Source organism: Bradyrhizobium prioriisuperbiae, from assembly GCF_032397745.1.
GTDB classification, from domain to species: Bacteria; Pseudomonadota; Alphaproteobacteria; order Rhizobiales; family Xanthobacteraceae; genus Bradyrhizobium_A; species Bradyrhizobium_A prioriisuperbiae.
Window position 1 is genome coordinate 7758185 of record NZ_CP135921.1, and the last position, 17719, is coordinate 7775903.

A 17719-nucleotide genomic window follows, 5' to 3' on the forward strand; every position below is an offset into this window, starting at 1 on the left:
ACTAGGCGCGCGGCGCGATCCTGTCGGCAATCATCAGGCCGAGCGTCGACGCCACCGCGGTCACGAACGTGCCCCAGGCCACATCGACCAAAACCACCGGCCATGTCCAGTGCTTCAGAAGCGACAATGCGGTCAGCTCGAACGTCGCATAACAGAATAGGCCGAACAGCGCGCCGTAAAGCAGGGTCGATTGCGGCGTCGCGGCCGCCGAGGCATTGACGAAGATCAGAATGCCCGCGACATAGAGCAGATAGAACAGCACAGCCGGCGCCAGGCGAATTGTGCCCAGCATGTCGCCCACCTGCGACGTGAAAAAACCCTTCGCCACCAGTCCCAGAAACAGGAAATCGATCGGTACGATCACGATCAGGGTGGCGAGATAGAGGATGGCATGGCGCTTCACGTCGACCTCCGCATCGATCTGTCGATCGAACTACGTGCCACACCTCTCGCGGGTTTCAATCCGCCTCCTCTGCCTCAGGCCGCCCGCACGCTGTCGAGAAACTTGTCGACCTCGGCCTTGAGATGCACGCTCTCGCCCGACAGTTCCTGCGCCGACCGCAGCATACGGCTCGAGGTCTCGCCGGTCTGGCCGGCGCCGGCCGCGACACGATCGGCGTTGTCGGCCACATCCAGCGTGCCGCTGGCGGCGGCCTGAACGCTGCCGGCGATGCTGTGGGTGGCGGTGCCCTGCTGTTCGACGGCCGCCGAGATCGACGTGCTGATCTGGCTGATGCGCTCGATGGTCTGGCCGATTTCCTTGATCGCCTCGACGGATTCGTTGGTCGCACGCTGCATGTTGACGATATGGCTGCTGATCTCGTCGGTCGCCTTCGCGGTCTGCCCGGCAAGGGTCTTGACCTCCTGGGCGACCACCGCGAAGCCGCGGCCGGCATCGCCGGCGCGAGCCGCCTCGATGGTGGCGTTGAGGGCGAGCAGATTGGTCTGTTCGGCGATCGACGTGATCAGCTTGAGCACGTCACCAATGCGGTCGCCGGCTTTGGACAACTCCGCCATCCGCTGGTCGGTGGCGGTGGCCTGGCGGACGGCATCGGCCGCGACGCCGTTGGATTCCTGAACCCGGCGACTGATTTCGGCAATCGAGTCCGACAGTTCGCCCGACGCGGCGGCAGCATTGCGGACATGCTCCGAGGCCTGCCGGGATGCGTTTGCGGACCGGCCCGACAGCGCAGCGGTCGATTCCGCTGTGGTTGAAAGTTGCTGCGCCACCGTCTCAAACTGCCTGGACGACTCCAGCACGCGTTCGATGACGCCGCTGATCTTGCCGCGAAACGCATCGACGAAGGTGCTCATGTCGGCTTTGCGCCGTTCCATCGCCAGCCGCTCGGCATTGACACGCTCGCTCTCGAGCTGATGGCGCTCAATCCGATTGGTCCTGAACACCTCGATGGTGCGCGCCAGCGCGCCGATTTCATCGTGACGTTCGGAATGGCGCACTTCGACATCGGTGCGGCCTTTGGCCAACCCGGTCAGGGCTTCGGTCACGGCCTGCAAGGGACGGGTGACGCGGCGAACGATCAGCATGGTCAGGCCGAGCACGAGCAGCGCGGCAATCAAGGCCGCGATCGCCATGGCTTGCAGCGCCTGCCACAGCATGGCGTCAAGCTGCGCCGTCGGGATCCCGACATAGACGATCCCGATCACCTTGCCGCCGGCATCGAAGACCGGCTGATAGGCCGTGAAGAAGCGCTGGCCGAACAGCACCGCCGGGCCCTTGTAGGCCTGGCCACGCCGCAGCACGGCCTGCGCGGGATGATCCCCCGCGAGTTGCGTGCCGACGGCGCGGTCGCCGTTTTCCTTTTTCAGATTGGTGGTGCGGCGGACGAACTGCTTCGACGCGTCGTCATAGACGAACAGCGTGGCGGTGCCGCCGACATAGGACGTGGCGCGATCGACAATGGCGTGATCCTTGAATTCGGGCATCGCCGGAATTTCGATGCGGTCCACCACCCCGTTGCGAACCGCGATCTTCGCGTCGCGAAAGCTCTCGCCGACCGCCAGGCTGAGGGTGCGGAGGTTGACGTCGATGTCGCGCTCGGCGCGGGCATCGAAATCCCGGGTCAGCGACCAATAGCCGGCCCCGACCACCAGCGCCGTGTTGATCGCAATCAGCAGCGCGGCGCTGAGGACGGCTTTTGTCCCCAGGTTGAAGCGCAGGAATGCGAAGGCACTTCCCTTGATGGCCTGGGCCATGCCAGCTTTCTCCGTGAATCGGGTGGTGATGAAAACGCCCGATTTTAAGAGTTCTTATTTACCGTCGGCTTAATTTGCGCTGGATGAGAGTTCCAAGGCCGAAGCAACCCAGGGCTTCATTTTTTGGTGCCTAAATACCGGAGTTGAATGATTTCGCCATCCGTCAAACCGGTACTGGTCTGGTTTCGCGACGATCTGCGACTGTCGGACCACCCGGCGCTGGCCGCCGCTGCCGCGCGCGGCGCCCCGCTGATCTGCCTTTATGTCCTCGATGAAGAGAGTGCGACGCTTCGCGTGCCGCAGGCCCGCCCGCTCGGCGGCGCCGCGCGCTGGTGGCTGGCACAATCGCTGCGCGCCCTCGCCCAGAGCCTTGCCGCGCATGGGCTACAACTCGTGCTGCGCAAAGGAGCAGCGGCCAAGGTGGTGGCCGAGGTCGCGCGCGAGGCCGATGTCAGCGACGTCGCCTGGAACGAAATCGACATTCCAGCCCATGCCCAGGTTGCCGGCGACGTGGCCCGCGAGATCGAGCGCGCGGGGCTCGCCTGGACGAGCTTTCGCGGCGACGTGCTGGTCGGCCCCGCCAACCTCCGCAACAAGGAGGGGTGCGGGCTGAAGGTGTTCACGCCGTTCTGGAATCGCGTGCGAGGCCTTGGCGATCCGCCGAAACCGCTTCCGGCGCCCAGGGAGCTTCGCCCTGGCCCCGCGCTCGGTGACGACTTGGAGACGACACTCGCGCGCTGGGGGCTTTTGCCGACACGGCCGGATTGGGCCGGCGGCCTGCGTGCCACATGGACACCGGGTGAAGCCGCGGCGCAGCGCCGGCTCGGCGACTTTCTCGACGGCGCCATCGCCGGCTACTCCAATGGCCGTGACCGCCCCGATCACGACGCCACCTCGCGGCTGTCGCCGCACCTGCGCTTCGGTGAAATCAGTCCGCGCCAGGTGTGGTATGCGGCCCGCTTCGCTGCGGCCGAGCGTCCCGCGATCGCCCCCGACATCGACAAGTTCCTCAGCGAACTGGGCTGGCGCGAATTCTGCCGCCACCTGCTTTACGATTACCCCGATCTCACCGAGCGCAACCTGCAGCCGTCCTTCGATGCATTCCCCTGGCGGCATGACGAGCGCGGACTCGCCGCCTGGCAGCGCGGACGGACCGGCTATCCGATCGTCGACGCCGGCATGCGCGAACTCTGGCACACCGGCGTCATGCACAACCGCGTCCGCATGGTGGCGGCCTCGTTCCTGATCAAACATCTGCTGATCGACTGGCGGGAAGGCGAGTGCTGGTTCTGGGATACCCTGGTCGACGCCGACCCCGGCAGCAATCCGGCGAACTGGCAGTGGGTGGCCGGCTCCGGCGCGGATGCCGCGCCCTACTTCCGGATCTTCAACCCGGTGCTGCAGGGCGAGAAGTTCGATCCCGACGGCGCCTATGTCGCAAAATGGGTGCCGGAACTGGCCAAGCTGCCGCCGAAATTCATCCACCAGCCGTGGGCCGCAATGCCGATTGAACTGGCGAGCGCCGGTGTCATGCTTGGGCAGACTTATCCCGAGCCGATTGTCGATCACGCCGCTGCCCGCGCGCGGGCGCTGGCGGCTTATGCGAAGACACGCGGCTAGGATTCGGCGCTAGTTCAGAGTCTCGAAATGGCGCAGAATCCACACCAGCAGATAGATCAGGCTGCCGATCACGAGCACCGCGTGAAAGCGGCGATTGGGCGTGATCATCGCGATCCCGCACAGCGTGAAATAGGCCGCGCCGCGCGCGACATACTCGACACCAAACCGGTCGATATGGCCGACACCTTTCACCAGCGTATCGGCGAGATCGAACACGAAGGTCAGCGCCAGCAGGCCGAAGAACCATTTTCGCCGCGAGAAGAAGTAGTCGTCATACCCGCGGTATTCCTTGATGTCGTCGGGAAACAGCAGGGTGCAGAGCAGATAGAGCACGATCGTGTAGCCGAACAGGACCAGGTAGATTTCGAAGGTCCACTGCTTGATGGCGGACAGCCAAAATTCCCACCACCAGAAATGGACCAGCGAGACCAGCATGAAAACCACCCATCCGAGGTGGATCCATGACAGCTTGGCCCCCGAGGGATGCTGGATGAAACGGGAGGCCCCGCTCAGCAGCCGCGCGATGCTCAACGCGACAACGACGCCCATGATGATCCGGACGTGAAGAAATATTTCCCAAGTGCTGTCGTGTGTTGCCATGAATGCGCCCCGAACCGGATATTTCCGAATTCACCCGATTCGGGCCAGCGTATTCTCCGCGCAAACGCTTCGCGTGTGCCGCGTGGGAAAACCGGTACTCACCCTCGGGTCAAGCCCGAGGGCATGCTTCGGCTGGAAAACGCTCTACTGCGGCGCCGCGCGATTGACGATGACCACGCCGATCGCGCACAGCACCATGCCGCCGATCGCAAGCGCATCGAGCCGCTCGTCGAACAAGACATAGCCGAACACGGCGGTGACCGCGGGCGTGAGATAAAACAGGCTGGCGACCGCGGTCGCACCGGATCTGCGGATCAGAAAGTAGAACAGCGACACCGAGCCCACCGACAGCGCCAGCGTCGCCCAGGAGACGGCGAGGATAAATTGCGGATGCCAGTGGATGGCGCGGGTCTCGAACAGCAGCGCGCCGATGCCGAAGAAAATGCCACAGGCGGCATACTGGACGATGTTGCCGGTACGCCAGTCGATGCGACTGGAAAACCGTTTCTGGTACAGCGTGCCCAGCGTGATGCCGATCAGCGACACGATGGACGCGACCCAGCCCCAGCCCGCCTGCCCGGTCAGCGAGCGGTTATGCAGCACCAGCACCACGCCGGCGAGGCCGAGCAGCAGGCCACCCCATTGCAGCGGCGTGACCCGCTCGCCGAGAAAGCGGCTCGCCAAGGTCGATGTCAGGATCGGCTGCAGCCCCGGGATCAGGGCCGAGAGCCCCGCCGGGATCGAATGGGCAATCGCGATGGTGACGCCAGCCAGATAGACGCCATGCACCAGCAGCCCGGCGACGGCGCTGTGAAAGATGCCGCTGCCCTTCGGCCAGGCCGGGCGGGTGAGCGCGACAATGATAAGCAGCAGACAGATGGTGATCGCCATCCGCAGCGCGAGCCAGGTGAAAGGCTCAGCGCCGGTCAGGGCCAGCTTGGTGGAGATGAAGCCGGTGCTCCAGAGCACGACAAAAATCGCCGGCGCCGCGCGCACGGCGAGATTCGCAATTGAAAGCTTCATGATGGCGCCTGATTGCCCGATGAGGCGCCCCCTCGCAATCACAATTCACGCAGGTCCGACCGGCCCAAAATGCTTGGCTGCAAACGCTTTGCGGATTGTGCACGCGCGAAGCCGTGCCGGCTGACGCCCGGACAACATTGCACCGGGAGCAATGTTCAGGTTGCACCGCACCGATGTCCTCGGTCATTGATGGAGAAGAGCCTCCGCAAAACGCGAGCCCCCGATGCCGAAGTTCCTCAATTTTACCACTCTCGACGTGTTCACCACCGACCAGTTCAAGGGCAATCCACTTGCCGTGGTGCGCGATGCCGTGGGCCTTTCGACGGCGCAGATGCAGGCGATCGCCGCCGAATTCAATCTGTCGGAAACCACCTTCGTGCTGCCGCCGAGGGATCCCGCGAACACCGCGGAGGTTCGCATCTTCACACCCCGCGCCGAGATGCCGTTCGCCGGCCACCCCAATGTCGGCACGGCGTTCGTGCTGGGGCGTGCCGGGGAAAGCTGCGGCAGGCCCATCGCCGGCGATCGCCTCATCTTCGAGGAGAAGGCCGGGCTGGTGCCGATCGATCTGATCCGGGATGGCGCGACCGTTGCAGGCGCCCAGCTGGCGGCACCGCAGACGCTCACCATTGGCAAGGAGATCGCGCCACTGGCGATCGCGGAGGCTTGCGCGCTTCCGCTCGAGGCGATCGAACTCGCCAACCACCGGCCCTGCGTCGCGTCCTGCGGCGCCGGCTTCATGTTCGCCGAGGTCCGGGACCTCGCAGCGCTGGCCGCGGCCACGCCGCGCATCGACGCATTTCATCGGCACGTCACCACTGGGCCGACCGGCGTCTTCCTCTATGTCCGCGTCGGAGACGGCGACGTCGATATCCGTTGCCGCATGTTCGCGCCGCGCCACGGCATTCATGAAGATCCGGCCACCGGATCGGCCAATGTGGCGCTGGCCGGCCTGCTGGCGCAGCTGCGCCCCGAGGCGGACCTGGCGCTGTCCCTCACCATCATACAGGGCGTGGAAATGGGCCGGCCAAGTCGGCTGGAAGCCCAGGCCATCAAGCAGGACGGACGGGTGACGCAGACCTCAATCGGCGGCCGCTGCGTGCCGGTGATGACGGGAACGCTGCAACTCGCCTAGGTCCGTGTGGGACAGGCTAGCGCGGGCCGCTCAAAAATCTTCCGGACAGGGATCGACGATCTTCCAGAGATCCATGCCGTTCTTGATCTTCTTCATCTCGGTGGTGAGACCGCCGTTGCGGCGGATCCAGTCCTTTACCGTGCTCGGGTAATAGGACATCAGGTCGGACGTGCCTTCGTAACTCGTCACCTTGATGCCGAAGGTGAATGACTTGTCGTAATAGGCCTGATGGAAACCGAGGCTGGCGCGCGGCGTGACGCAGATCTTGTTCATCGGCACGATGCCGAACACCATGGTGCAGGCCGAATTGCAGATGCCGTCAATGATGACGCGTTCGCCGTTCTTGCGGATCTGCTCGTACTTCGCCTTGTACTCTTCGACATAGCCGCCATGGTCGCGGGTAATGCGCAGGTTCGCATGCGCGCTGGTCGCAACAAGCAACGAGATCAGCAGGACGATGAATCGCATGGGCAGTTCGGCAACCGGATGGGTGATGCGGCCAGAGGAGCTGTGCCCCGAGACCTTAGCGAAGAGTCTGGCGTTAGTGTGTTTGAATTTCGTTAAGCATGGCAACGCTCATCGAAAATCTTCGAATATCCGAACAATTACCTGAAGCATAAAGATAAAATCAGACAGAGATCCAGACCTCAGAAGTTCGCCTGAAGGCCCACGAGCCCCCGGCGAACCACAATTCCAAGGCGCCCAAAGCCGAATCTGGCCGGTGTGACGGATGTCCGCCACACCGGCCCGTATCAGCTCATTTCGCCGGCGGAGCCGCGGCCTGGGGCCGGATCGCGTCGGCGGTGCCCTGGATGAAGGCGATGATCTTGACCACGTCACCGTCCGACAGCTTGCCAGTGAAGTCCGGCATGCCCTGCGACTTGAACGGACCGTTGAACACGATGTCCTTCAGGTTGGTGATGGTCTCGGGGCTGACATAGCCGAGGTTGCGGATGTTGCCGCCCCTGTCGACACCGGGAACGCCGTGGCAAGTCGCGCAGCTCGACACATAGAGCAGCGTCCCCGGGCCGACGTCGGCGGGATCGTATTTCACCCCGGCGAGCAGCCCCTCGGTCTGGTACTTCGTGAAGGCCGGCAGCGGCGCCTTGCCGCCGACTGCGAAGGTATAGACCGTGCCCGGACTGTTGAGTTCGGTGGCGCGCTGGCTGAGGCCGAACACGCCGCCCCACCCGACCGCGACCGAGACGTACTGCACGCCGTCGATCAGGTAGGTCGACGCCGCCGCAACCACGCCGGTGCCGGTCGCCGTTTCCCAGAGCTTCTCGCCGGTGGTCGCGTTATAGGCCACGAAGCGGCCGTCAGCGGTGCCCTGGAACACCAGGTTGCCGGCGGTGGTCAGCGTGCCGCCATTCCACGGCGCCACATGTTGCTGGCTCCAGACCTCCTTCTGCTTCACCGGATCCCACGCGATCAGCCGGCCGAACGGCAGGCTCTTTGGCGGCGCGACGTTGAGCGAGAAGCCGAGATTCCAGCCGGTGTTGCCGCCGAACTCGCCGGGCTTGTTGCCGTTGTGCTTCCATTTCGGCTGTCCGGTCAGATTCAGCGGCACGTTCTGCGCCGGCAGATACACCAGACCCGTGTTCGGGTTGAACGACATCGGATGCCAGTTGTGCGCCCCGAACGGCCCGGGAATGGAATCGAACGGTTTGTCGAACGAGCGCGCCTCAGCCACCTCGATCGGACGGCCGCCGGCGTCGTAACCGGTGGCCCAGTTCACATCGACGAAATTTTTCGCCGAGATGAATTTGCCGTTGGTGCGGTCGACGACGAAGAAGAAGCCATTTTTGGGCGCGTGCAGGATCACCTTGCGCGGCGCACCATCGATGGTCAGGTCAGCCAGGATCATCGGCTGGGTGGAGGTGTAGTCCCAATTGTCGCCGGGGGTTTCTTGGTAGTGCCAGAGGAATTTGCCGGTCTCCGCGTTCAACGCCACCAGCGAGCCGAGATAGAGATTGTCACCGCCGCCGGGGCTGCGCACGTCGCGGTTCCACGGCGAACCGTTGCCGGTGCCGATATAGACCATGTTGAGGTCCGGGTCGTAAGTGATGGTGTCCCAGGCCGAACCACCGCCGCCATTCTCCCAGTATTTGCCGGACGGATCCCAGGTCTTGGCGGCGGCCTCCATGGATTCATCTTCAAACGGCTTGCTGGGATCGCCCGGCACCACGAACCAGCGCCAGACCTGCTTGCCGGTGTCGGAGTCATAGGCGGTGACATAACCACGCACGCCGTATTCGGCGCCGCCATTGCCGATGATCACCTTGCCATTGGCGACGCGCGGTGCGCCGGTGATGGTGTAGGAATGGGAGCGATCGATGACCGTATCGGTTTCCCAAACCTTCTTGCCGGTCACCGCATCGAGCGCGATCAGCCGGCCGTCATAAGCGCCGACGAACACCTTGCCCTTGTAGAGCGCGACGCCGCGGTTGACGACGTCGCAGCAGCCCTTGTAGCCGATCTCGCGCGGCACGCCGGGATCGTAGGTCCAGATCTTCTTGCCAGTGCGCGCATCGATGGCATGGACAACGCTCCAGGAGGCGCTGACATACATAATGCCATCGACCACGATCGGCGTCGCCTCGACGCCGCGCGAGGATTCGAGATTGTAGGACCACGACAGGCCCAGATTTTTCACGTTATCAGTGCTGATCTGGTTGAGTTTGCTGAACCGGGTCTCGCCATAATCGAGCCCGACCGTCGGCCAATCCTTCGAGGTGGCGGCATTGGCGCGGATCGATGCGCCGTCGACCGCCGATGTCACCGCCTTGATATGCTCGGGCGAGCCCTTCGCCTCTTGCGCTGCAGCGCCCGAGCCGAACGCGAGAGCGGCCACGCCCAAGACCATCGCAGTCTGTACGCAAGGGGACAGTAACCTTCTGGAAACCGCGCTCAGAACATCACGCGCAAACGCAGCGCGAACGGCAACTCGATCGGAGCAAGCCATACATATCCTCCCAACAGTCTCTCACGGACTTGTCGAGATGTTGGCGTGCGTGAGGAGTCCCGTCAACAGATGCTCGCGTTACATCTGAAACATTCGGCTGATGCGTTTCGCACAGCGGGATTGGTGAAACGTGCAGCGACGATTATCGTCGTCCCAGCGTCACTTTGGGATGGCCCCGCAAGAACGACCGGGACAAATTCCCGACGTGTGCGCGGTGCTGCAACGCACCGCGCACACAACAATGCGCCATCAGAACGACAAGCTGTCCTTGGTCAGGACCCAGCGGCCGTTCTTGACCTGCTGCACCTGGGTGATGGTGCTGGCGAGATGATTGGTGCTGGAGAATTTGGTCGGCGGCGAACTGAAGATGTCCTGGAACACGTCGCCGGATTCCAGTGCGGTCAGCATCTTCTGTCCGGTCAGGTCCTTGCCGGCCTTGTTGGCATAATGCGCGAACGTCATGATCGCGTTGTAGCCGATGATCGCCTGGGTGTTGGCATCCACGCCGTACGCCTTCTTGTAGTTGATCAGCCAATCCTTGACCTTGCCCTTGGCGGTGTCCTCATAAGGAATCTCGAAGCCGGCGGCGGCATACAGTCCCTCAACCACCTCCTTGCCGAGCGCGGGCACCTCGAGCACGTTGGTCGGCGTGGCGCCGAGGAAGGTCACATCCCATCCCAGTTTCCTGGCTTCACCCATCGCGCCGATGGTCTCGCGAATGACAGTGCCGAGCACCACCAGATCGCAACCGTCGGCCTTCATCTTGGCGACCTGCGCGCTGAAATCCGATGCGCCGCGCTTGTAGCTCGTGACTGAAGCCGCCGTCAGCTTCATCGCCTCGACCTGCTGGGTGAAACCATCGAGCACGTTCTTGCCGTACTCGTCGTCCTGGTGCATCACGCACGGCTTCCCAGAGTTCTTCGCCTCGATGATGTATTTGACCGCGGCGCGCGTGCTTTCGACATAAGGCAGGAGATTATTGAACTTCAGCCGCTCCTGCGGCTTCGCCGCATCGAACTTGAAGGTGAATTCCGCCGCCGTCAGCGGAAACAGCTGCAGCACACCGGCGTCGAACAGGATGTCCTGGGCGGCCAGCACGGTGGGCGAACCCATCGGGCCGATCATCGCAAAAATCTTGTCGCGCTCGATCATCTTCTGCGAGGCCAGCACCGCGCGCTTGGGATCGTAGCCTGAGTCCTCCACGATCAGCTTGAGCTTGCGGCCCTGGACGCCGCCGGCGGCATTGAGCTCCTCGACCGCCATCTTCATGCCGTTGGCAACCGGCACGCCCCAGCCCTTGATCGGGCCGGACAGATCCTGGTGGCTGCCGAGGACCAGCTCCGCCGCCGAGATGCCGTCATTGGTGACCTTGGTTTGCGCCATCGCCGGCAGATGAGCCAGCGCAAGGGCGCCCGCCGCAAGGCCAAACGCCTTGAACGATTTCGACATGTCAGTCTCCTCTCCGTTGGCCCATATGGAGCGAAGGCCCGGGGCCGTCAGGCCTTCGCCATTTCGATCATCGTATGCCCACACACAGCGAAGATGATTGCGACCTTATGCCACCGCCTGTCCCGCATACATGGCGTCGATCTCGACGGCGTACCGCTTGTTCACGTAGTTGCGCTTCAGCTTCATGGTCGGCGTCAGCTCTTCGTCTTCAGGGGTGAGTTGTCGTTCGATCAGGAAGAAACGCTTGATGGTCTCGACCCGCGCGAAGTTGGCGTTGACCCCCTCGATCTCGCGCCAGATCAGGTCCTGCACTTCCGCCGCCCGACACAGGCTGGCGTAATTGGTGAAGGGAATGTCGCGGTCCTGGGCGAACTTCTCGACGTTCTCCTGGTCGATCATGACCAGGCAGGTGAGATAAGGGCGCTTGTCGCCGACCACGACGGCATCGGAAATATAGGGCGAGAATTTGAGCTGGTTCTCGATCTCCGACGGCGTGATGTTCTTGCCGCCGGCGGTGATGATGATGTCCTTCATCCGGTCGGTAATCCGGACGAAGCCCTCATTGTCGATCGAGCCGACATCGCCGGTGTGCAGCCAGCCCTTGGCGTCGATGGTCTCCGCGGTCTTTTCCGGCTGGTTGAGATAACCCATGAACAGGAAGTCGCCCTTGATCAGGATCTCGCCCCGCGGACAGATCTTGACCTCGCCCCACGGCGCGGCCTTGCCGACCGAGCCGAGCTTGATGCGGTCGGCCGGCATCACGGTGGCCACGCCGCAGTTTTCGGTCTGGCCATAAACCTCGCGCATGTCGATGCCGAGCGCCAGATACCAGCGGATCAGGTCGGGCGCGATCGGCGCCGCACCGGTGAACGCCAGCCGGCAGCGATCGAGCCCAAGCATGCGACGGATGTTGCGCAGCACCAGCCAATAGGCCATCCGGTTGGCGAGCTTGAGCGCCAACGGCGGTTCAACCCCTTCCACTTTGCAGTCGACCAGGCGATAGCCGGTGCCGATGGCGTAACGGTACATCCAGCGCTGGAACGGCGTCGCGTCCTTCAGCGCAATGGTGATGGCCGAGTAGAACTTCTCCCAGACCCGCGGCACCGCGAGGAACGCGGTCGGCTGCACCTCGCGCAGATTGTCCGGCACGGTCTCCGGGCTTTCGGCAAAATTCATCACCGAGCCCAGCGCCAGCGAGGTGTAGTAGCCGCCGATTCTTTCGGCCACATGGCACAGCGGCAGGAACACCAGCCGCTCCTCGCTGTCGGTGGACTGGAACAGGTCGCCGGCGTGGCGCATCTGATGGGTGACGCTGCGATTGGCGTGCATAGCGCCCTTCGGCGGCCCGGTCGTCCCCGAAGTGTAAACCAGGATGGCGAGATCGTTCGGGCCGCGGCTGGCAAGCATCTCATCCCACAGCGCGGCGCGGTCGTTCATGTGGTTGCGCCCAAGCGCAGTGAATTCCGCCAGCGACATCACCATAGGGTCGCTGAAGCCGCTCAGCCCCTCCATGTCGAAGACGACGATCTTTTCCAGTGTCGGACAACGCGCGCGGCACGCCAGCAGTTTGTCGAGCTGCTCCTCGTCCTCGACGAAGATCACACGGGTTGCGGAGTCGTTGACGAGATACTGCACTTGGGTCGCGGAATCCGTCGGATAGATGCCGGAGGAGACGCCGCCGGCGCACAGCACGCCCATGTCGGCGTAGAGCCATTCCGGCACCGCGGTGGCGATGATCGAAGCCACATCGCCCGGCCGAAAACCGATGGCGTGCAGGCCATAGGCGATCTCCCTGGCGGCCACCATCCATTGCCGCCAGCTGACCGGCTGCCAGATGCCGAACTTCTTTTCGCGGATCGCCGGGCGATCGCCGCGCGTCTCCACCGCGAGCACGAAGCTTTTCGCAATGGTGTCGGCGACCGTCAGCACTGCAGGTCCGGCCATGGATTGCATCCTCCTCCTCGTCGACGTGCCTTCCTGTTATCCGGGCCCGTTGATCGGGCCTCTCGTTTTGATGTCCTGTGGCTCTCTCAACGCCACGTCTTCTTTTTCTTCCAGCGGCGTTCGCCCCGCGCGCCTTGCTCCTTGGCACCGAGATAGAATTCCTGGATATCCTGGGAGTGCATCAGGCGCTCACAGTTATCGTTCATGACCACGCGGCCGATCTCCAGCACGTAGCCGTAGTGCGCCGTCTCCAGCGCTACCTTGGCGTTCTGCTCGACCAGCAGGATCGACATGCCCTGCTCTTCATTGACGCGCCGGATGATGGTGAAGATCTCCTTCACCAGCAGCGGCGACAGACCGAGCGAGGGCTCGTCCAGCAGCAGCAGCGCCGGCCGGTTCATCAGCGCCCGCCCGATCGCCAGCATCTGCTGCTCGCCGCCGGACAATTGCCCGGCGGGCTGATTGAGCCGCTCGCGCAGCCGCGGGAAATAACCATACACCCGCTCGAGATCATCGGCGATGGCCTCGCGGTCGCGGCGGGGAAACGCGCCCATCATCAGGTTTTCGCGCACGCTCAGGAACGGAAACACCTCCCGCCCCTCCGGCACATGGCTAAGGCCCAGCCGGACGATCTTGTCCGCCTCCATGCGCTGGATCGGCTCACCCTGGAATTCGATGGTGCCTTTCTGGGGATCGAGAATGCCGGAAATGGTCTTCAGCACCGTAGTCTTGCCGGCGCCGTTGGCGCCGAGCAGGGTCACGATCTTACCGCGCGGCACCTCCAGGCTGATGCCGCGGATCGCCATGATCGGTCCGTAATAACTCTCGATGTTGCTGAGTCTCAGGATGATGTCGGGTGCGCTCATGGTTTTCACCCCCTCAAGCGCCGAGATAGGCGGCGACGACATCGGGATGCGCCTGCACCTCGGCCGGCGAGCCCATCGCCAGCACCCGGCCGTAGTTCAGCGCGATCACCCGGTCCGACACCCGGTTCACCAGGGTCATGTCGTGCTCCACCATCAGCACGGTGACACCGAGCTCGTTCTTCATGTCGCGGATCCAGAACGACATGTCGTCGGTCTCCTCCACATTCAGCCCGGACGACGGCTCGTCGAGCAGGATCAGCTTCGGCTCGGTGCACAACGCCCGCGCCAGCTCGATCACCTTGCGCACACCGTACGGCAGGCCGGAGATCAGCTTGTCGCGATAGGCCTCGAGATCGAGGAATTCGATGACCTGCTCGACATGCCGGCGATGCGCCTTCTCGTTGCGGCGCACGTTCGGCAGGAACAGGAGCTCCTGCCACAGCCGGGTGGTGGAATGGCGGTGGCGGCCGACCAGAAGATTGCTGAGCACGGTGGCGTTCTCGAACAGCTCGATGTTCTGGAAGGTGCGCGCGATGCCAAGTCTCGCGATATCGCAGGCCGGCTCCTGGGTGATGTCGCGGTCCTCGAAAAACAGCCGCCCGGAGGTCGGGTTGTAGATTCGCGAAATCAGGTTGAAGATCGAGCTCTTGCCCGCGCCGTTGGGGCCGATGATGGACAGGATCTCGCCCCGCTCCACCGCGAAGTTGACGGCGTCGACCGCCTTCAGACCACCGAAATGCAGGGACAGGTTTTCGACGCGGAAATAACTCATCGGTTCCGCTCCGATTTCACATAGATCTTCTGCCGCTTGAAAGTGGCGCGCTTGTACAGCGGGAACAGCTGGAAGAAGAGCTTGATCTTGAGCCAGCGCCCGTAAAGGCCGAGCGGTTCGAACAGGATGAACAGCATGATGATCAGGCCGTAGATCGCGCCCTTCAGGCCGTTCGCCGAGGCGAACGCCGAGACCGCGTTCTGGATGCTCGTGGCGCGCGCGGAGCCAGCGCCGAACGCGGCCGCGACACCGGCGACCACACTCGGGATATCGTCCTTGAGGAAGGTCAGGAACGGATCGACCATCACGATGAAGATCGCCCCCAGCACGGCGCCGTGCAGGCTGAATACGCCGCCGATGATGATCACCATGATGAATTCGATCGACAGCTGCAGGGTGAACATTTCCGGGCTGATGAAGGAGAGCTTGTGGGCGAACAGGCAGCCGGCGAAACCGGTGATGGTGGCGCTGATGGCGAACGACTTCACCTTGTAGAGCGACACATTGATGCCCATGCTGCGCGCCGCCGTCTCACTGTCGCGGATGGCGACAAAGGCGCGCCCCGTGGGCGCGCGCAGCAGGTTGAGCGCGCCGACGATGGTCAGCACCAGCACCCCAAGGCACAGGAAATAGAAGGCGGGACTGTCGCGCGGCACACTGGTGCCGAGCAACTGGATGGTCTTCACCCGCATGCCCTCGTTGCCGTGGGTGACGCTCTCCCACCGCGCCAGCACCTCCTCGATGATGAAAGCGAACGAAATCGTAGCGATGACGAGGTAGATGCCCTGCAGCCGCAGCGCCGGAAAGCCGACCATCGCGCCGATCACGCCGGTCAGAACACCCGACGCCAGGAAATACACCGGGAACGACACGCCGAGCTGTTGCAGGTAGGCGGTGGTATAGGCGCCGATGGCAAGGAAGGCCGCGTGACCCAGCGACGCCTGGCCGGTGAAGCCGGTCAGGATCAGCAGTCCGACGCCGACGGTGGCGTAGATGCAGACGAACACCAACTGGCTGACCAGGTAGCTCGACAGCACGAACGGCGCAATCAGCAGCAGCGCGAGCAACACGCCGTAGGACACCACGTAGCCGCTGTGCGGCACCAGCCGGATGTCGTCGTCATAGTCGGTCTTGAACTTGAACCGCATGGACGCGCCTCAGACTTTCTTGCGCGCATGAAGGCCGAACAGGCCTTCGGGCTTGAGCAGCAGCGCCAGCAGCAGCACGATGTAGGGCGCGACATCCTTCCAGCCCTGGGGCAGGTAGAAGCCGGCCATGCTTTCGATCACGCCGATCAGCACGCCACCGACCACGGCGCCGGGGATCGAGCCGAAGCCGCCGAGCACCGCGGCGGGAAACGCCTTCAGCCCGAGCACCAGGCCGACATTGGAATGGATGAAGGTGATCGGCGCCAGCAGCACGCCGGCGCAGGTGGCGACCGCGGCGCTGATTGCCCACACCATCGCCACCACCCGCTTGACCGGGATGCCCATGTAATAGGCGGCAAGCATGTTCTCCGAACTCGCCCGCATGGCGGTGCCGAGCGTGGTGCGGTTGAAGAACAGATACAGCAGGGCGCAGAGGATGATGGTGGCGGCGATCACCGAAAGCTTGTCATAGGCCAGCACCAGCGAACCGATCCGCAGCACACCCTGGCTGAACGGCGTCTCGATCTTGAGATCGTCGGTGCCCCAGATCATGCCGGCGATCGAGCGCAGGAAATAACCAAGCCCGATGGTGGCCATGATGATGGAAAACTGCGGATAACCCAGGATCGGGCGCACCACCATCCGCTCGGCCAGCATGCCGAACAGCGCCATGGCGGCGACTGCGCCGGCAAAGCCGATCCAGTAATTGAGGCCGAGAATGCTGATGAAGGTGAAGGCGAAAAAGCCGCCCAGCATCATCAGATCGCCCTGGGCGAAATTGACGACCTCGGTGGCTTTGTATACCAGGACGAAGCCGAGCGCGATCAGGCCATAAACGCAGCCGAGCGCGACGCCGCTCACCAATTGCTGAACGAAGTCCAGCATGAACGATATCCCTCCCCCTGATGCACGGCAATTCTGACGACCGCCTTTTGTGCATCTTGTGTTTAGTCGCTATCCCACCTCACGCGGACGAAAAACCGAATAACCAACGCCAATCATACAGCCGAAATCGTTGGGGCGTGTCAACAAAACGCTGGTTGCCCATGGTGTTGAGCCACAGCGTAAATCGAGCAGCCGCCGATGCCGTCAAGTCAATGCGGCATGATGCATCGCCCGTCATCTCCCGGAGCGTCCCGGACGGTGACCGCCCCGGTCACAAAGCCCGTTGCGTCATCGCGGCCGCGGCTGTGTAAATAGACGTATGATTCCCGGACCCGGCGACAGACGGATCGTGCTGATCAATCCGAACAGCGCACAGGCGACCACCGACATGATGGTGGCCATCGCCCGCGGCGCGGCGGGCGATCGTGCCCCCGTCGTCGGCGTGACGGCGACCCGCGCGCCGGCCATGATCGTGACGCCGCACGAACTGGATGCCAGCGCCGGTGAGGTCGTTGAGCTCGGGCTCGCGCACCGGCCCGGATGTCTCGGTTTCATCGTCAGCGCGTTCGGCGATCCCGGCCTGGAGGCCTTGCGCGAACAAACCGGCCTTCCCTGCACCGGTCTGTGCGAAGCCTCGATGCGGGCAGCCCATGCGGACGGCCGCCGCTTCGGCGTGGCCACCGTGACCCCCGAACTCACCGACGCCATTGCGGCGCAGGCCCGACACCTCGGATTTGCGGCAACCTATACCGGCCTGCGCAGCACCCAAGGCGACCCCAGAGCCCTGGCGGCGGATGCCGGACGGCTGCGCGCGGAGCTGGCCGACGCGGTCAGGGCCTGCATCGCGCTGGATGGCGCCGAGGCCGTCATCATCGGCGGCGGCCCGCTGGGCGACGCCGCCTCGGATCTGCAGAGGATGTTCTCCGAGCCGATCATCGCGCCGATCCCGAGCGCGGTGAACCAGCTTCTCGGCATGATCAATCGACCGTGAACGTGCGGGTGGCTTTTTCGCCCAGCCGGAGCTCTGGAACACCCCCAAAAATCCTTTCGCAGAGCAACATTAAGACTGGAAATCATAAATCGCCGGGCTATGGTGGC

15 protein-coding genes are annotated in these 17719 nt (G+C 63.5%); 3 read left to right on the plus strand and 12 right to left on the minus strand.

All coding sequences use genetic code 11. The features are described 5' to 3' along the window. Position 1: 1 nt before the first annotated feature. On the minus strand, positions 2 to 403 hold the full coding sequence (locus RS897_RS36155; protein WP_315833444.1) for a DUF2177 family protein: 402 nt from the start codon (positions 401 to 403) through the stop codon (positions 2 to 4). A 74-nt stretch (positions 404 to 477) separates the two neighbouring features. Then, complete coding sequence (locus tag RS897_RS36160; protein ID WP_315833445.1) at positions 478 to 2214, minus strand: methyl-accepting chemotaxis protein; 1737 nt, start codon at positions 2212 to 2214, stop codon at positions 478 to 480. Positions 2215 to 2361: 147 nt separating this feature from the next. Between RS897_RS36160 and RS897_RS36165 the strand changes: the two genes are divergently transcribed. After that, positions 2362 to 3834, plus strand: a complete 1473-nt coding sequence (locus RS897_RS36165; RefSeq protein ID WP_315833446.1) for a cryptochrome/photolyase family protein — start codon at positions 2362 to 2364, stop codon at positions 3832 to 3834. Between the two features lie 9 nt (positions 3835 to 3843). Here the strand turns inward: RS897_RS36165 and RS897_RS36170 are convergent, their stop codons facing one another. Both RS897_RS36170 and RS897_RS36175 read right to left on the minus strand, forming a co-directional pair. After that, positions 3844 to 4434: a hypothetical protein gene (locus RS897_RS36170; RefSeq protein WP_315833447.1), complete on the minus strand. Its 591-nt coding sequence runs from the start codon at positions 4432 to 4434 to the stop codon at positions 3844 to 3846. A gap of 144 nt (positions 4435 to 4578) precedes the next feature. Next, complete coding sequence (locus tag RS897_RS36175; protein ID WP_315833448.1) at positions 4579 to 5457, minus strand: DMT family transporter; 879 nt, start codon at positions 5455 to 5457, stop codon at positions 4579 to 4581. Between the two features lie 223 nt (positions 5458 to 5680). On the opposite strand from RS897_RS36175, the gene RS897_RS36180 reads away from it, so the two are divergent. Further along, positions 5681 to 6592, plus strand: coding sequence for a PhzF family phenazine biosynthesis protein (locus RS897_RS36180; protein ID WP_315833449.1), 912 nt, complete (start codon positions 5681 to 5683; stop codon positions 6590 to 6592). A 30-nt stretch (positions 6593 to 6622) separates the two neighbouring features. Here the strand turns inward: RS897_RS36180 and RS897_RS36185 are convergent, their stop codons facing one another. The 8 genes from RS897_RS36185 to RS897_RS36220 all read right to left on the minus strand — a co-directional run bounded on the left by RS897_RS36185 (position 6623) and on the right by RS897_RS36220 (position 16621). Continuing rightward, a complete protein-coding gene (locus RS897_RS36185) occupies positions 6623 to 7060 on the minus strand; it encodes a hypothetical protein (RefSeq protein WP_315833450.1) in 438 nt (145 codons plus the stop codon). A 289-nt stretch (positions 7061 to 7349) separates the two neighbouring features. Further along, on the minus strand, positions 7350 to 9458 hold the full coding sequence (locus RS897_RS36190) for a PQQ-dependent dehydrogenase, methanol/ethanol family (RefSeq protein WP_315833451.1): 2109 nt from the start codon (positions 9456 to 9458) through the stop codon (positions 7350 to 7352). Positions 9459 to 9806: 348 nt separating this feature from the next. Continuing rightward, positions 9807 to 11006: an ABC transporter substrate-binding protein gene (locus tag RS897_RS36195; protein WP_315833452.1), complete on the minus strand. Its 1200-nt coding sequence runs from the start codon at positions 11004 to 11006 to the stop codon at positions 9807 to 9809. 105 nt (positions 11007 to 11111) lie between these two features. Continuing rightward, the gene (locus tag RS897_RS36200) at positions 11112 to 12950 is read right to left on the minus strand and encodes an AMP-dependent synthetase/ligase (protein WP_315833453.1); all 1839 of its coding nucleotides are present in this window, start codon (positions 12948 to 12950) and stop codon (positions 11112 to 11114) included. Between the two features lie 86 nt (positions 12951 to 13036). Continuing rightward, a complete protein-coding gene (locus tag RS897_RS36205) occupies positions 13037 to 13816 on the minus strand; it encodes an ABC transporter ATP-binding protein (protein WP_315833454.1) in 780 nt (259 codons plus the stop codon). A gap of 13 nt (positions 13817 to 13829) precedes the next feature. After that, complete coding sequence (locus RS897_RS36210) at positions 13830 to 14588, minus strand: ABC transporter ATP-binding protein (protein WP_315833455.1); 759 nt, start codon at positions 14586 to 14588, stop codon at positions 13830 to 13832. Next, positions 14585 to 15736, minus strand: coding sequence for a branched-chain amino acid ABC transporter permease (locus tag RS897_RS36215; RefSeq protein WP_315833456.1), 1152 nt, complete (start codon positions 15734 to 15736; stop codon positions 14585 to 14587). The genes RS897_RS36210 and RS897_RS36215 overlap by 4 nt, the downstream gene beginning before the upstream one ends. A gap of 9 nt (positions 15737 to 15745) precedes the next feature. Further along, the gene (locus RS897_RS36220) at positions 15746 to 16621 is read right to left on the minus strand and encodes a branched-chain amino acid ABC transporter permease (protein WP_315833457.1); all 876 of its coding nucleotides are present in this window, start codon (positions 16619 to 16621) and stop codon (positions 15746 to 15748) included. Positions 16622 to 16940: 319 nt separating this feature from the next. On the opposite strand from RS897_RS36220, the gene RS897_RS36225 reads away from it, so the two are divergent. Continuing rightward, entirely contained in the window at positions 16941 to 17612 is a 672-nt protein-coding gene (locus RS897_RS36225; protein ID WP_315833458.1) for an aspartate/glutamate racemase family protein, read from the plus strand. The last annotated feature ends 107 nt before the right edge of the window (positions 17613 to 17719 follow it).

Coding starts and splice junctions, on each gene's coding strand:
- RS897_RS36225 (WP_315833458.1), top strand. CDS start 16,941: ATGATTCCCGGACCCGGCGACAGACGGATCGTGCTGATCAATCCGAAC.
- RS897_RS36210 (WP_315833455.1), bottom strand. CDS start 14,588: ATGAGTTATTTCCGCGTCGAAAACCTGTCCCTGCATTTCGGTGGTCTG.
- RS897_RS36190 (WP_315833451.1), bottom strand. CDS start 9,458: ATGGTCTTGGGCGTGGCCGCTCTCGCGTTCGGCTCGGGCGCTGCAGCG.
- RS897_RS36170 (WP_315833447.1), bottom strand. CDS start 4,434: ATGGCAACACACGACAGCACTTGGGAAATATTTCTTCACGTCCGGATC.
- RS897_RS36215 (WP_315833456.1), bottom strand. CDS start 15,736: ATGCGGTTCAAGTTCAAGACCGACTATGACGACGACATCCGGCTGGTG.
- RS897_RS36180 (WP_315833449.1), top strand. CDS start 5,681: ATGCCGAAGTTCCTCAATTTTACCACTCTCGACGTGTTCACCACCGAC.
- RS897_RS36185 (WP_315833450.1), bottom strand. CDS start 7,060: ATGCGATTCATCGTCCTGCTGATCTCGTTGCTTGTTGCGACCAGCGCG.
- RS897_RS36200 (WP_315833453.1), bottom strand. CDS start 12,950: ATGGCCGGACCTGCAGTGCTGACGGTCGCCGACACCATTGCGAAAAGC.
- RS897_RS36205 (WP_315833454.1), bottom strand. CDS start 13,816: ATGAGCGCACCCGACATCATCCTGAGACTCAGCAACATCGAGAGTTAT.
- RS897_RS36195 (WP_315833452.1), bottom strand. CDS start 11,006: ATGTCGAAATCGTTCAAGGCGTTTGGCCTTGCGGCGGGCGCCCTTGCG.
- RS897_RS36220 (WP_315833457.1), bottom strand. CDS start 16,621: ATGCTGGACTTCGTTCAGCAATTGGTGAGCGGCGTCGCGCTCGGCTGC.
- RS897_RS36175 (WP_315833448.1), bottom strand. CDS start 5,457: ATGAAGCTTTCAATTGCGAATCTCGCCGTGCGCGCGGCGCCGGCGATT.
- RS897_RS36165 (WP_315833446.1), top strand. CDS start 2,362: ATGATTTCGCCATCCGTCAAACCGGTACTGGTCTGGTTTCGCGACGAT.
- RS897_RS36160 (WP_315833445.1), bottom strand. CDS start 2,214: ATGGCCCAGGCCATCAAGGGAAGTGCCTTCGCATTCCTGCGCTTCAAC.